The following is a 13,246-nucleotide window of genomic DNA, read 5'->3' on the forward strand; positions in this document are numbered from 1 at the left end:
TAGATTGACGATCTCTAGGTAACACTTAAATTTTTGGGAGATGGATCGAAATAAGATTGTTTTTGATCGATCTTGACTATAACTTAAAACCCCATTCACGTCATGATATGGGTCTATTTTACAAAATAACTGTTTAACTTAAGTCAATATGGATACGGGTTTGGCCGTTTGGTCTAATTGTCAATCCAGGGTAAGCTAAAAGATTGAACTGATAAATTTATGGAAGTCAAAGCCGATGCGATCGCCTTCTCTACTCCGTTGTATACAACTGACTTGCCTTTCTCTTCTGCTGGTGCTGACCTCTTGGAGTATGGCTCCCGATGCCTTAGCACTGACTCAAATCAAAATATCCGATCTCTCCTACGAAATGTGTCCTCCAGAAATCGGTGAAGGAGCAGTCACCAGTGGGGGATTGTCTCAACCGGCCAACTGCTTCCTCATCCATGGACAAGCCACTAACCCGACGGGAAAAACCGTTTATGATGCTGATATTTTTGGTCGCGTCTACGATGCCAACCGCAACCCTGTCATGCAAAATCGGACTCGTTTGGGGCTAATTGAGAAAGTACCACCGGGAGTCAGTGACTTTGAACTGAGAATCTCCGTGGCTGCCAATCAACCCACTCCTTTGATCCTAGAGCAATTCAAGGCTGCGGGTTTTAGTGGTCGAGTTCGGCGCTAAAAGCCCAATGACCCCTGGGCAAAGGAGACCTGAAGAGTGTTGAACACACCGCTCAAAAACTGGAGCAAGAAGATTGCCAAAATGGGAGAAAAGTCGAGTCCCCCCAGGGGCGGAATGATCGACCGGAAAATATTCAGATAGGGATCGGTGAGCTGACTCAGGAGGGAAAATGGGGGGTCAAACCAGTTGATACTGGGAAACCAACTCAATAAAACCCGAATAATCAGGAGGACAAAGTAGATTTGACAAAAAGTTGCTAGGGTGCTGGCAAGCAAGTACATAGGGATTCCATTCCTCAGAGATTACAGGATCGTTTGTTTTCTAATGTACCGGATCGCTTACCCGAAGTGGCAGAGGAATTTCCGAACCGGGTGGGAATGGCTAAGAAGGGTTATGTCCACTTAAAATACCCCCATTAAAAATTCAGGGAGCAAGATGCTCCCACTCCAGTCAGATCAAAGAATTCGAGGAGTGCGGGCATCTTGCCCGCTTCTCTTTTCAATTCACCGGATTTGATATTAGAAGCGCTCTAAATCTCGTGCCCGTTGTAACAATTGGGCGGCTGCCGTGGCCCACTGTTGATTGCCGTCGGTTTCATAGAGTTGTTGGGCAAAGGCTAATACCCGTTGGGCTTCTTGATATTCTTGTTGCTCTAGAAACACTAACCCCGCTCCATAATAGGCATTGCCATAATTGGGATTGGCTGCGGCAGCCTCTCGGAAGGCATTGAGGGCCCGATCCAGTTGACCTTGTTGTAATAAAATGGAGCCGATCGCATAATAGGCTTCGGCATAAGCTGGATTTTTGTTTACTGCTTGGCGCAAAGCCTCCAGAGCTGGGGCTAAATCCCCCTGTTCCTGATAAATCAGACCCAAATAATAATAGGGTTCCGGAGCGGTTGGCGAAAACACCATGGCCTGCTTAAATGAGGCGATCGCCTCTGTCCGTTTTCCCTGTAATTTTTGTAGCAATCCCAAATTGTAATGTCCGACTCCCAACTTCGGATCGAGTTCGATCGCCATCTGTAAATAATCCTGAGCCTGTTCTAAATTACTCCCTTCTAACAGGGCTGCCCCTAAATTTGCGTAGGCCATGGCAAAATTCGGATCGATCTGAATCGCTTGGTGAAAAGCACTTGCCGCCCCTTGAAGATCCCCCGTCTGTCGGAGAGCTAGACCTAAATTATACTGAGCCGGAGCCAAATTTGGCCCCAACCGCGCCGACTCCCGAAAAGCGGCGATCGCCTGTTCCACCTCTCCCGCTTGAATCAATTGCAAGCCTTGATGCAAAGACTCGACCGCCTGAGTCGGAACTTCAACCTGAGCCAACTTGAGAGGATCGAGTCCCCGTACTGCACTCCCAGAGAACACCGCAGCGATCGCCGTTGCGTAGCAGAAACCAAGCCACCACCGATTACCAAAGCCCATCATCATCAATTTTCACTTCATTGGAGGGTACTGAATTTTTCCTGGTATAGCACACTTTCAAGCCCCCCAGGGAGAGAGATAAAACCGTTAGACGGGCAACGATAAAAAAATTGATAAAAATTCATCAAAAATAACACTCATTCACGTTACTTCAAAAAAATACCCGAATTGCTTTAAAAGAGATTGCAATTTGTTCAATCTCCCTCCAGAAGAGGTAACCTCTAAAGTATTGAATCGATGGTGCATCATCCCATGAAGATGAGCGCCCATCTTACCCTCCTTTACCTAAAAAAATTGAGGAGAACCTTATGAACGAAACAGGAGTATTGTGCAGCCGTAATGTGGCCATTGTCGGCCCTTACATGGGTGGTAAAACCACGCTGCTCGAAAGCTTAGAATATGTGAGCGGCGCAATCTCGCGCAAAGGCTCGATAAAAGACGGAACCACCATCGGCGACGGATCGCCCGAAGCGCGATCGCAACAAATGAGCGTCGAAATCAACGTCGCCTCCACAGACTACCAAGACATTCACTTCACCTTCCTCGACTGTCCCGGTTCCATCGAATTTGCCCAAGAAACCTACAACGCCCTCATCGGCGTAGGTGCAGCCATTATCGTCTGCGAACCCGAACCCGATCGCATCCTCACCCTTGCCCCCCTCTTCAAATTCCTAGACGACTGGAAAATTCCCCATCTCGTCTTCATAAACAAAATGGATCGCGTCTGCACCGACGAAGAACGCTGTCTAACCAGTTTTTCTGCCCTGCTTACCGCTCTAAAATCCGTATCTTCGCGCCCCATTATTCCCCACCAATTCCCCATCGCTGCTGAAGACAAAATAATCGGCTATATTGACCTCGTAAGCGAACAAGCCTATCACTACCACCCCGACGCACCCGCCGATCCCGTCCCCCTTCCAGAGTCCCTCAAAGACGCAGAAACCCAGGCTAGAACCCAGATGCTCGAAACCCTAGCCGACTTTGACGACCACCTCTTGGAAGAACTCCTCGAAGACATCCAGCCCTCCCAAGAAGAAATCGTCAAAGACCTGAAAATGGAATTAGGAGCCGATTTGATCGTGCCCGTATTCCTCGGTGTCGCTTCCGAAGGCTATGGCGTGCGTCCCCTCCTCGATGCCCTGAAACGGGAAGCGCCCGCCCCCAACCTCACCTCAGAGCGGCGGGGAGTTGACCTAGAAAGCGATGCCCCCATTGCCCAAGTCTTAAAAACCTATTACACCCCCCAAGGGGGAAAAATGTCTCTGGTTCGCGTTTGGCAAGGCGAAATTACCGAAGGTTTAGTTCTCAATGGCGTGCGACCTGGCGGAATTTATCGCCTGTTCGGACAACAACAGGAATCTGTATCCAAAGCTGGCATTGGGGAAATCGTCGCCCTAGCGCGGATGGATGGGGTATACACCGGTGATACCCTATCGCCCACCAAAGAGGTGGAAGCCCTACCCAAGGCCAATATTGTCCAACCCGTCTATTCCATGGCGATCGCCCCTGAAAATCGCAAAGACGAAGTAAAACTCACCCCAGCCCTCAACAAACTCCTAGAAGAAGACCCCTCCCTCTATTGGGAGCAACATGGAGACACCCACGAAGTCATCCTCTGGGGACAAGGAGAAATTCATCTCAAAGTCAGCCTAGAGCGCCTCAAACGTAAGTACAACCTGCCCATGGCCACCCATTTACCCAAGGTGGCTTACAAAGAAACCATCCGCAAACCCGTTGAGAGCATTCACGGACGCTATAAACACCAAAGTGGCGGTCATGGTCAATTTGGCGATGTCTATTTAGATATCCGTCCCTTAGAGCGGGGAGAAGGCTTTATCTTCAATGAAACCATCGTCGGTGGTGTAGTGCCCAAACAATACATTCCTGGGGTAGAAACCGGAGTACGAGAATACCTGAGCCAAGGGCCGCTGGGCTTCCCTGTGGTTGATGTGAGCGTTACCCTCACCAACGGCAGTTACCACAGTGTAGACAGTTCCGAACAAGCCTTTAAACAAGCTGCTCGACTCGCCATGACCACCGGCATGAGCCAAGGTAAACCCATCTTACTCGAACCCATCTGCGCCATTACCATTTCTGCACCCACAGAATTTACCTCCAAAGTCTTGCAACTGCTCAGTGGTCGTCGCGGTCAAATCCTCGGCTATGAACCCCTGACTTCTTGGAAAGGATGGGATCAAACCTCTGCCTATCTTCCCCAAGCAGAAATGCAAAACTTTATTGTTGAGTTGCGCTCTTTGACTATGGGAGTCGGCTTCTTTGATTGGAAGTACGATCACTTGCAAGAAGTGCCCGATAAAGTCGCCGATCGCGTTTTAGCAACCCTGGGTGAATAACGATCGCCCTTTCAACAGGTCTCCTAAGCCAACGGGTGCGGAAAATTGCGCCATATCTTGCAGGAGCTGTTGTTCTAAGTCGGATAAGCGGTTAAAACGGCGCTGATATTGGTCTTGGATGGAGTCAATTAACAGGATATCTTGTTCTAGGAATTGGCGCACGTTGCGCTTCGAGTTCGTGGGGAACCTCTTCAGAGTCGGTGAGAACCTGTAACAGATGGGTAAGCGTCGCCGTTAAGGGGGGAGAGAACTGGAGACTGTAGTAGAGGAGGCGATCGAACTGAGTTTGGATGCGATCGATCAATTTCAGCGCCAGAGACGTTTTACCAATTCCCGGAAGTCCCAACAGCAAAATTAAACGAGAGCAACTCACCCAACTTTCCAGCGTTTCCAGTTCTTCTCTACGTCTATAAAAACAAGCAACTTCTGGCGCAAGTCCCCAATCAATTTGCGGTGGTTCCCTTTCCTTTTTGGAAGACTTAGGAACAGGAGAACCATTACCGCATACCTTAATATCTCCAATATGAACAATATCCTGGCCAAAATGTGAAATATTCGCATAGTGAAGCCTTTCTATCGTCGATCTCACATTAGACTTTTTTATATTTTCTCCCAATGCAATCTGAAAGTTAAGTCAAAATAGCGATCGCCTTACTGCCGCCACTTTAGTATATAATAGCTATGAAACAATTCATCCTCACTGATGCCAGCTTACGAAGATTTTTTTGTTGATCCTTTTATTCAAAAATCAATCAGCAGGTATGACTTGAATTTGATAATATTTGATATCAAGCAGGAGATGATTATCCAATGGAAAATCTAAATTATGCAGAAGCCATCCAAAAAATTATTCTTGAACATTGGCAATATCGACAGCAGGATCAAACTGTAGAGGCTAAAATCGTGTTTGATGAGGAGCGCCAACGTTATTTACTGCTGCATGTAGGTTGGGAAGATGAAAAGCGCATTTATGGCTGTCCGATTCATGTAGAGATTCAAGAGGACAAAATTTGGATTCAACGAGATTTTACGGAATCCGGTATTGCCCAAGAATTAATTGAGATGGGTATTCCTAAAGATAAAATTGTTTTAGGGTATCGTTCTCCTACGGTTCGTCAATTGATCGCTAATCATACTTAAAAACATATCAACTTAACCCATTAGTTATGATTAGCTCTTATAATCGAACCATGAATATTGGTTGCTAGAGGTACGGCAATGGATTTAAGCTATCATTATGACCGATCGCCAATCGCCCATTCCCGGTTTAAACTAATAGATTGGACTCACATTCGATAACACTTGGATTTATGGCCTTTTCCTCCATCTTGCGAACCTTGCGGCGATCGCCTCTAACGCAAGAGCTACTGACTAAACTGGGCGACAACCGCTCCTTAACGCTTCAGGGAATTCCCCGGTTTCCCAAGGGTTTAGTGGCTTCTGCGCTCTCACAAGCGGAATCTCGCTCATTGTTGGTAGTGACAGCAACCATGGAAGAGGCAAACCGATGGACGGCGCAATTGGAAGCCATGGATTGGGATGCGGTGCTATTTTATCCCACCACGGAAGCCTCCCCCTATGAATCCAGCCCTCCAGAACCGGAAATGGTTTGGGGACAGATGCAGGTGTTGGCGGAGTTGGTGTTGGGCGATCCAGAACGTCAACGAGCGATTGTTTGTACGGAACGGGCACTACAACCCCATCTCCCCCCCCTGGAAGCCTTTAAACCTTATGCTCTGCGGTTGCAAAAGGGGGATATCTGGGAGAGTAAGGCACTGGATCTCAAGTTAAGTCAATTGGGCTATGAGCGGGTGAATTCCGTGGAAACCGAGGGGCAATGGAGTCGCCGAGGAGACATTGTGGATATTTTCCCAGTGGCTTCGGAGTTGCCGGTGCGCCTGGAATGGTGGGCAACCGAGGGGGATGGGGATGCTCTGGAGAAGATTAAGGAACTCGATCCAGCCACGGGGCGATCGCTCGATCCCATCCCTGAAGTCATTTTAACCCCGACTGGGTTTACGCCCATTCTTGAGGAAGCACTCGCGGATCTGGGTTTGGATAACCTACCGGAAATTTCCCCAGCCTATTTGGGGTTAGGCTTCGACGCGCCCGGCTCCCTGTTGGATTATTTACCGGAAAATACCCTGGTGGCGATCGATGAACCCGCCCAATGTGAGAGCCATAGCGACAATTGGGTGCAACATATCCAAGAGCAATATGAAACCCTGGAGGAAGCGGTTACTGAGCGGAGTCGAAGTATTGAAGGAGTGGGTAAAGTGCCTCCCATTCATCGCCCGTTTGCCCAGTCTTTAATGCAAGGGCAAAATTATCCCTGTCTGCACTTATCGGAATTAGCGGAAAGTAATTCCGGAGCGCTTAACCTTGCTAGTCGCCCGGTTCCCGTTCTCCCCCATCAGTTTGCCAAACTTGCGGAAACCCTGCGGGAGGAGAGTAAAAAACGGACGCTGATTTTCGTGATTTCTGCCCAACCCTCGCGATCGGTTTCCTTGCTGCAAGAACATGATTGTGGGGCTAAATTTATCCCCAATCCCAAGGATTACCAGGCGATCGATTCTCTGCAAGTTCACTATACCCCGATCGCCCTCAAATATTCCGGAGTTGCCGAGCTAGAAGGCTTTGTGCTGCCAACCTTCAAAATAATGGTAGTGAGCGATCGCGAATTTTATGGGCAACATAGCCTCGCTACTCCCAGCTACATCCGCAAACGTCGCCGCGCTGCCTCCAAACAAGTCGATCCCAATACCCTCAAACCGGGAGATTATGTAGTTCACAAAAGCCATGGAGTTGGACGTTTCATCAAGTTAGAAAAGCTGACAGTCAATGACGAAACCAGAGAATATTTAGTCATTAAATACGAAGATGGCTTACTCCGCGTCGCCGCCGATCAAGTCGGATCGTTATCTCGCTTTCGCTCCACCGATGGCAAGCGCCCCGCCCTACATAAATTGGCTGGAAAAACCTGGGAGAAAACTAAAAATAAAGTCCGCAAAAGTATTAAAAAGTTAGCAGTGGACTTGCTCAAACTCTATGCAGCTAGAGCGCAACAAGAAGGGTTTGCCTTTCCCCCCGATTCCCCTTGGCAAGAAGAACTAGAAGAATCCTTTCCCTACCAAGCCACCCCCGATCAACTGAAAGCAACCCAGGATATTAAACGGGATATGGAATCCCCGCGCCCCATGGATCGCTTAGTTTGTGGTGATGTGGGCTTTGGGAAAACCGAAGTAGGAATTCGCGCCATTTTTAAGGCAGTCACGGCGGGTAAACAGGTGGCATTTTTGGCTCCGACGACGATTTTAACCCAGCAACATTATCATACCCTCAAAGAACGATTTGCCCCCTATCCGATTGAAGTGGGATTATTAAACCGCTTCCGCACCCCCACAGAACGGAAGGAGATTCAACAACGGTTAGCCACAGGGGAATTAGATGTGGTGGTTGGTACTCAAGCACTGTTGAGTAAGGAGGTAAAATACCGAGATTTAGGCTTATTGGTGGTGGATGAGGAGCAACGGTTTGGGGTGAATCAGAAGGAGAAAATTAAGGCGCTGAAAACCCAGGTGGATGTGTTAACCCTGAGTGCGACACCAATTCCGCGCACCCTCTATATGTCTCTGTCGGGGGTGCGAGAGATGAGTTTAATTACCACCCCACCCCCGTCCCGTCGCCCGATTAAAACCCATTTGGCGGCGTATAATTTGGAGGCAGTCCGCACGGCGATCCGTCAGGAGTTGGATCGGGGGGGACAGGTGTTTTATGTGGTTCCCAGGGTTGAGGGAATTGAGGAGATTAGTACCCGAATTCGGGAAAATGTGCCAGGGGTGCGATTGGCGATCGCCCATGGACAGATGGCGGAAACGGAGCTAGAAGCGACAATGCTCAGTTTTAGTAATGGGGAAGCCGATGTGCTGGTTTGTACCACCATCATTGAGTCGGGGTTGGATATTCCCCGCGTCAATACGATCTTAATTGAGGATGCCCAGAAGTTCGGCTTGTCCCAATTGTATCAGTTACGGGGGCGCGTGGGTCGGGCGGGAATTCAAGCCCATGCCTGGCTCTTTTACCCCCATCGCCGCGTCTTACCAGAAGCAGCTCAAAAGCGTCTGCGGGCGATCCAGGAATTTACTCAGTTGGGATCTGGGTATCAGTTGGCAATGCGGGATATGGAAATTCGCGGAGTCGGTAACCTGTTGGGGGCAGAACAGTCCGGACAGATGACGGCGATCGGCTTTGATTTATACATGGAAATGTTACAGGAGTCGATTCAGGAAATCCAAGGGCAAGAGATTCCCCAAGTCGATGATACCAGCATCGATCTGCCGATTACCGCCTTTATTCCTGCCGATTATATCCCCGATCTGGATCAAAAAATGCGCGCCTATCGCTCCGTAGCAGCAGCAAGTTGTGGTGATGAATTACGCTTAATTGAGCTGGAATGGGGCGATCGCTACGGAACCATCCCCCAACCCGCGCAACAACTCATCCGCGTCATGGAACTCAAACAACTCGCCAAATCCCTCGGCTTTTCCCGCATTAAACCCGACGGAAAACAGCACGTTGTTTTAGAAACGCCCATGGAAGAACCCGCTTGGAACCTATTAAAAGAAAAACTAGATCGTCGTTTCCATGCTCGCTTTGTCTATACACCCAAAAAAGTCACCGTGCGCGGCTTAGGCGTATTCAAACCCAATCAACAACTCGATCAGTTAATTAACTGGTTTTCGCAAATGCAAGCCGCGTTAACAATTAATAATTAATCATTAGCGCTATAAATCATCAAGTGTCAACTGCAAATACCACCCTGGAGAGGCATCATACTCTTCTAATTTCCGTTGAGCTGCACTTTGGGGATCTTCAGCACGCAAAATCGTAAACCCAACGGTTTTTAAGTTCGGTAAGGGGAGAGGAGGAGAAGCCGTTTTCTTTTCTTCCACTATCTCTTCCGCTTCATCCTCTATTACTGATGCCACTTCTTCCACGTCTGGTTTAACCCGTTTTTGCTGAAGCGTTACACAGGCTTTTTGATAGAAGGTCAAAATTTCGTCATAGTTATAGAGGAGTTCTTCTAGGGAAACTAGAGCTTTTGTGTCTCCGTTATCCCAATCGTTGACCACTTTATGAATCCCAAAATTTAGGCTTAAGGGCAACTCTTCTGCACACTCGGTAATGGCAAATAAGAAGGCTTTTAAGATAATCGTATCTGAGTCTTTCATTGCTGTTTAGATTTAGGGAACCTATGATAGGGAATAGGGCATTGGGTTCAGGAGACTCACCCCATTACCCAATACCACCATTAACCCCATTACGAAGATTAAGAGCGATTTTCGCGCTCTTCCTTTTGTCGCCTGCGGCGATCGTTCCAGTCTACTAAAGTAAGATAAACTACTCCGCCTGTTACCAAGACCAATAGGGCAAAAGCTGCCCAGACGAGACTGGTGAAAAGTGGAGATTCCATGAGCGTTCCCTCAGATGGTACTTAGAAGCCGTTTCTTGCCCAAACGACCATAGAGATAGAAAAGGTGAAAATCACCAGTAAGGAAACCCAACCTAAAGAGAGAATGTCCATAGTTAATCTTAAAACAACAGTATTACTCCATTGTTCATCATACAAGGAACAGGGAATGGGGAATAGGGAATAGGCAACAGTTCCCATCCTCTCCATCCCAAGGTTAATGTAGTGGGACTTCCACACGCTCTCCAGGAGTGGGGGAAAGGGCTTGGGTGCTTAAGCCCTGAGCCGATAATTTTTGCTGAAATTCTTCTACCGTGCCCTCAGCTCTGAGTAAGGAAATCAACAAACCCTCAAACTTCACATCACCACCGGCTGCTGTGGGTAACATCACTTGAGGCTTGACCCATTGTGCCACTTGGAGAGCGCTCTCGCTTCCCTTGATAATGGGCCCGACTAGGGGTAAACCCAGATCGATTATGGGCGTAATAACCACATCAATTTGTCCCTTGTCCTTTAGTGTAGGGGAATGATAACCGTGGGGTTCATAATAAACGGTTTTGCCGCTAGAGAGTTCCTTAAAGATATAGCCATTTTCCACCAGAGTCGGGCCAATGGGAGAACCGGGAACGGCTTGAATCTCGACCTGCTCATTGAGGCGATAGGTTTGGCCGTGGTCTAGGCCATGAATGTGAGTATAGCCGAACTCGGCAACGACTTTGGCTGCATTGGGGGAGCCAACGATGGGTAAGTTTTTGTTTAACTCTTTCAGGGTCTGGGGATGGGCATGATCTTCTAATCCCTGGGAGAGAACGACTAAATCGACTCCTTCTGGAATGGCTCGGTCTTGGGGGCGATATCCCTTAAATAACCAGGGCAGGTTACCAAAGACTAGGGGGCCGACTAACCAAGGGTCAATGAGAATCTTTTGTCCTCCGAGTTCGAGTAACCAAGAGTTGCTATCGAGATAGGTGAGATACATAAGGATGATTGGACGTTGAGCTTTGCTTTTATTGTAGGCATAGATTACGAAATGTTACGGCAAATGAGGAGGGAGGGCTTTAGTTCAAAACCTCTCCCACTTGCACGCGAGAGCCATTCATAAAATCACCTCCCAATTGGGCCCGTTTTCCGGCTAATTGCACTCTTCGCAAGACTAAACATCCTTTGCCCGCTTTGACCACTGGCCCCAATCCTTTGGCAAGGAAAACCACTTCTCCCACTTGGGCATCCTCTAAGGCTATATTCTGCAAATTTTGCTCGACCTTGATGAACTCTTCCGGCAATTCTAAATCCTCAGCCGCGAGCAAGGGAGCGGTTTCCATCACCTTTAACCCCTGCTCCCGAAACGGGGTGAGGCAAGAGGGGAAAAATGCTCGCACTTGGTTATGTAACTCTAGGGCGCTACGTTGCCAATTCAACTGATAATCGGGTTTATCAATCAAAGGTGCATAGGAGGCCAAATCATTATCCTGGGGGATGGGTTTAACCTGCTGTTGATTGAGTTTTAACACAGTGTCGATTAATAAATCTGCGCCCATCTGGGCTAACCGCTCGGCTAGGGTGTGGGCATTGTCCCATAAACTGATGGGAGTGACGGACTTGAGGAGCATATCTCCGGTATCCATACCCTTATCCATGAGTATGGTGGTAATACCGGTTTCGGTTTCTCCATGATAGAGAGACCACTGGATGGGAGCGGCTCCCCGATATTGGGGTAGGATTGAGCCATGGACGTTGACACATCCGAGCCTGGGCATTTTCAGAATCCTGGAGGAGAGAATTTGCCCATAGGCGACCACTACAAACACATCAGCCTGCATTTGCTCTAACTGCTCTAAAGTTGAGGAGTCTTTCTTGATGCGTTGCGGTTGCCATACGGGTAAATTTTCCCGGAGGGCAACGGTTTTCACGGCAGAGGGAATGGCGTTCCCCCCTCGACCTCGACGCTTATCCGGTTGGGTGACAACCCCCAGCACTTGTATTTGAGGATGAGATAACAAGCGCTCTAGGGTGGGGACGGCAAAGGCAGGTGTACCAAAAAAAATCACATTCATGGGTTACGGTTCTGTATGATGTTTGAGAAACGGTTCAGGATTGGACAACGGTTACCCTATTGTTTTAAGTTACCGGAGTATGTTGTTCAAAACCCATGTTCTAGACTTTCAATTCTGTATCCGTCCTCGATCGCTCAATTCTGACTCACGCTTTCAGTTTAAACTTTATGGCTTATTGTCGTCGGTATTTCCGGTTCTATTCCCAGATTCTACAACGGGACATGGAGGTTCTGCATTTTGGGGATTCTGGCTATCCCATGTTGTTGTTTCCGTCGAGCAATGGACGGTTCTTTGACCCTGAAGACCGGGGTTTGATTGCTGCTTTGGGGCGACATTTGGATATGGGCTGGACTCAGGTGTTTTGTTTGGATACCTTGGACTGGGAAACCCTGTTAGCTCCAGGATTAACGATTCAGGAACGCCGTCAGCGCTGGTTATTGCTGGAGAAACATTGGTATAAGGAGTTTATGCCCTATGCTTGTGATGAGGCCCAAAATGATTTTTTGGTGGCTGCTGGCTGTTCTTTGGGGGGAACCCATGCGTTAAATTTGGCGCTGCGCTATCCGAATATTGTTCGCCGGTGTATTTCGATGTCGGGAACTTATGATTTAACGACGTTGCCGGGAATTGTGGAGTTGGATGGGGAGGAAAGCGCCAAGGAGTTACATTTTATTAATCCAGTTGCGTATATGGCTAATATGAGCCGCGATCGCTGGTTAGAATTAGGAGGAGCTAATACTGACCTGAAACTGCTCACCGCTCAACATGACCACTGTCTGTCGGATTATCTGCGCTTGTGCGATATTTTTAATCGCAATGGCATTCCCCATCATCTCGAAATTTGGGATGGAGGTCATGATTGGTCAATTTGGCAGGCACAACTAGCCGCCTTTGCCTAACCCACAAACAGGAACCAGAAGATACCGAAAAACCGGGTTTCTGGTTTCCCTGCGGGTGCGCTGGAATCCATAGGGGCGATCGTTACATAACTCATTTAGGTTTGCTATAGAGCGAATCTTGACCGCTATGCAAGTTTGTCCTGTCAATAAGGATACTTTAGAGAGAGCAATGACGCTGAATTATAAAGATTTTGAAGATGCCATTCAGTTGGTTTGTGCATTAGAGCAGAATGTAAACATGATTGTTACTCGTAATCTTGACGATTTTTCTGATGCTGATATGAAAATTATTTCTCCTGTAGAGTTAATAGCTATTTTAGAGGGTTAAACCTACCCCCTACAAGAATTGGGAATTATTGA

15 protein-coding genes are annotated in these 13,246 nt (G+C 48.1%); 6 read left to right on the plus strand and 9 right to left on the minus strand.

Going from position 1 to position 13,246, the window contains the following annotated elements; translation table 11 throughout:
• Window positions 1-235 precede the first annotated feature (235 nt).
• Window positions 236-682 carry a hypothetical protein gene (locus tag PJF56_RS03570; RefSeq protein ID WP_283761272.1) on the plus strand — a complete coding sequence of 149 codons (447 nt, stop codon included), beginning with the start codon at window positions 236-238 and terminating at the stop codon, window positions 680-682.
• Here the strand turns inward: PJF56_RS03570 and PJF56_RS03575 are convergent.
• Together PJF56_RS03575 and PJF56_RS03580 are read right to left on the minus strand one after the other, a co-directional pair.
• Window positions 679-963, minus strand: coding sequence for a YggT family protein (locus PJF56_RS03575; RefSeq protein WP_283761273.1), 285 nt, complete (start codon window positions 961-963; stop codon window positions 679-681). The two genes, PJF56_RS03570 and PJF56_RS03575, sit on opposite strands and share 4 nt — an antisense overlap.
• A gap of 237 nt (window positions 964-1,200) precedes the next feature.
• The gene (locus PJF56_RS03580; RefSeq protein ID WP_283761274.1) at window positions 1,201-2,115 is read right to left on the minus strand and encodes a tetratricopeptide repeat protein; all 915 of its coding nucleotides are present in this window, start codon (window positions 2,113-2,115) and stop codon (window positions 1,201-1,203) included.
• 302 nt (window positions 2,116-2,417) lie between these two features.
• Between PJF56_RS03580 and PJF56_RS03585 the strand changes: the two genes are divergently transcribed.
• Window positions 2,418-4,463: an elongation factor G gene (locus PJF56_RS03585; RefSeq protein ID WP_283761275.1), complete on the plus strand. Its 2,046-nt coding sequence runs from the start codon at window positions 2,418-2,420 to the stop codon at window positions 4,461-4,463.
• Here PJF56_RS03585 and PJF56_RS03590 read toward each other — a convergent pair.
• Together PJF56_RS03590 and PJF56_RS03595 are read right to left on the minus strand one after the other, a co-directional pair.
• Window positions 4,443-4,625 (minus strand): hypothetical protein, encoded by a 183-nt coding sequence (locus PJF56_RS03590; RefSeq protein WP_283761276.1) that lies wholly within the window; start codon window positions 4,623-4,625, stop codon window positions 4,443-4,445. The genes PJF56_RS03585 and PJF56_RS03590 overlap by 21 nt on opposite strands.
• The gene (locus PJF56_RS03595; RefSeq protein WP_283761277.1) at window positions 4,588-5,052 is read right to left on the minus strand and encodes a P-loop domain-containing protein; all 465 of its coding nucleotides are present in this window, start codon (window positions 5,050-5,052) and stop codon (window positions 4,588-4,590) included. The genes PJF56_RS03590 and PJF56_RS03595 overlap by 38 nt, the downstream gene beginning before the upstream one ends.
• 221 nt (window positions 5,053-5,273) lie before the next feature.
• Here PJF56_RS03595 and PJF56_RS03600 point away from each other — a divergent pair, with 221 nt between their 5' ends.
• Entirely contained in the window at window positions 5,274-5,603 is a 330-nt protein-coding gene (locus tag PJF56_RS03600) for a XisI protein (protein ID WP_283761278.1), read from the plus strand.
• 170 nt (window positions 5,604-5,773) lie between these two features.
• Complete coding sequence (mfd, locus tag PJF56_RS03605) at window positions 5,774-9,238, plus strand: transcription-repair coupling factor (protein WP_283761279.1); 3,465 nt, start codon at window positions 5,774-5,776, stop codon at window positions 9,236-9,238.
• 9 nt (window positions 9,239-9,247) lie between these two features.
• On the opposite strand, the gene PJF56_RS03610 is transcribed toward mfd, so the two are convergent.
• The 5 genes from PJF56_RS03610 to fmt all read right to left on the minus strand — a co-directional run bounded on the left by PJF56_RS03610 (window position 9,248) and on the right by fmt (window position 11,987).
• On the minus strand, window positions 9,248-9,694 hold the full coding sequence (locus PJF56_RS03610; RefSeq protein WP_283761280.1) for a hypothetical protein: 447 nt from the start codon (window positions 9,692-9,694) through the stop codon (window positions 9,248-9,250).
• Between the two features lie 98 nt (window positions 9,695-9,792).
• Window positions 9,793-9,936, minus strand: coding sequence for a hypothetical protein (locus PJF56_RS03615; RefSeq protein WP_283761281.1), 144 nt, complete (start codon window positions 9,934-9,936; stop codon window positions 9,793-9,795).
• A gap of 21 nt (window positions 9,937-9,957) precedes the next feature.
• Window positions 9,958-10,134 (minus strand): cytochrome b6-f complex subunit PetN, encoded by a 177-nt coding sequence (gene petN / locus PJF56_RS03620; protein ID WP_283761282.1) that lies wholly within the window; start codon window positions 10,132-10,134, stop codon window positions 9,958-9,960.
• A 16-nt stretch (window positions 10,135-10,150) separates the two neighbouring features.
• On the minus strand, window positions 10,151-10,912 hold the full coding sequence (locus tag PJF56_RS03625; RefSeq protein ID WP_283761283.1) for an MBL fold metallo-hydrolase: 762 nt from the start codon (window positions 10,910-10,912) through the stop codon (window positions 10,151-10,153).
• A gap of 79 nt (window positions 10,913-10,991) precedes the next feature.
• Window positions 10,992-11,987, minus strand: a complete 996-nt coding sequence (gene fmt / locus PJF56_RS03630; RefSeq protein ID WP_283761284.1) for a methionyl-tRNA formyltransferase — start codon at window positions 11,985-11,987, stop codon at window positions 10,992-10,994.
• A 167-nt stretch (window positions 11,988-12,154) separates the two neighbouring features.
• Here fmt and PJF56_RS03635 point away from each other — a divergent pair, with 167 nt between their 5' ends.
• Both PJF56_RS03635 and PJF56_RS03640 read left to right on the plus strand, forming a co-directional pair.
• Complete coding sequence (locus PJF56_RS03635) at window positions 12,155-12,886, plus strand: alpha/beta hydrolase-fold protein (protein WP_283761285.1); 732 nt, start codon at window positions 12,155-12,157, stop codon at window positions 12,884-12,886.
• Between the two features lie 115 nt (window positions 12,887-13,001).
• Window positions 13,002-13,214, plus strand: a complete 213-nt coding sequence (locus PJF56_RS03640; protein WP_347179433.1) for a PIN domain-containing protein — start codon at window positions 13,002-13,004, stop codon at window positions 13,212-13,214.
• Window positions 13,215-13,246 lie beyond the last annotated feature (32 nt).

The sequence above is a fragment of the Roseofilum halophilum BLCC-M91 genome (genome assembly GCF_030068445.1).
Classification (GTDB): domain Bacteria; phylum Cyanobacteriota; class Cyanobacteriia; order Cyanobacteriales; family Desertifilaceae; genus Roseofilum; species Roseofilum halophilum.

Coding starts and splice junctions, on each gene's coding strand:
- PJF56_RS03570 (WP_283761272.1), top strand. CDS start 236: ATGCGATCGCCTTCTCTACTCCGTTGTATACAACTGACTTGCCTTTCT.
- PJF56_RS03575 (WP_283761273.1), bottom strand. CDS start 963: ATGTACTTGCTTGCCAGCACCCTAGCAACTTTTTGTCAAATCTACTTT.
- PJF56_RS03580 (WP_283761274.1), bottom strand. CDS start 2,115: ATGATGATGGGCTTTGGTAATCGGTGGTGGCTTGGTTTCTGCTACGCA.
- PJF56_RS03585 (WP_283761275.1), top strand. CDS start 2,418: ATGAACGAAACAGGAGTATTGTGCAGCCGTAATGTGGCCATTGTCGGC.
- PJF56_RS03600 (WP_283761278.1), top strand. CDS start 5,274: ATGGAAAATCTAAATTATGCAGAAGCCATCCAAAAAATTATTCTTGAA.
- mfd (WP_283761279.1), top strand. CDS start 5,774: ATGGCCTTTTCCTCCATCTTGCGAACCTTGCGGCGATCGCCTCTAACG.
- PJF56_RS03610 (WP_283761280.1), bottom strand. CDS start 9,694: ATGAAAGACTCAGATACGATTATCTTAAAAGCCTTCTTATTTGCCATT.
- PJF56_RS03615 (WP_283761281.1), bottom strand. CDS start 9,936: ATGGAATCTCCACTTTTCACCAGTCTCGTCTGGGCAGCTTTTGCCCTA.
- petN (WP_283761282.1), bottom strand. CDS start 10,134: ATGGGAACTGTTGCCTATTCCCTATTCCCCATTCCCTGTTCCTTGTAT.
- PJF56_RS03625 (WP_283761283.1), bottom strand. CDS start 10,912: ATGTATCTCACCTATCTCGATAGCAACTCTTGGTTACTCGAACTCGGA.
- fmt (WP_283761284.1), bottom strand. CDS start 11,987: ATGAATGTGATTTTTTTTGGTACACCTGCCTTTGCCGTCCCCACCCTA.
- PJF56_RS03635 (WP_283761285.1), top strand. CDS start 12,155: ATGGCTTATTGTCGTCGGTATTTCCGGTTCTATTCCCAGATTCTACAA.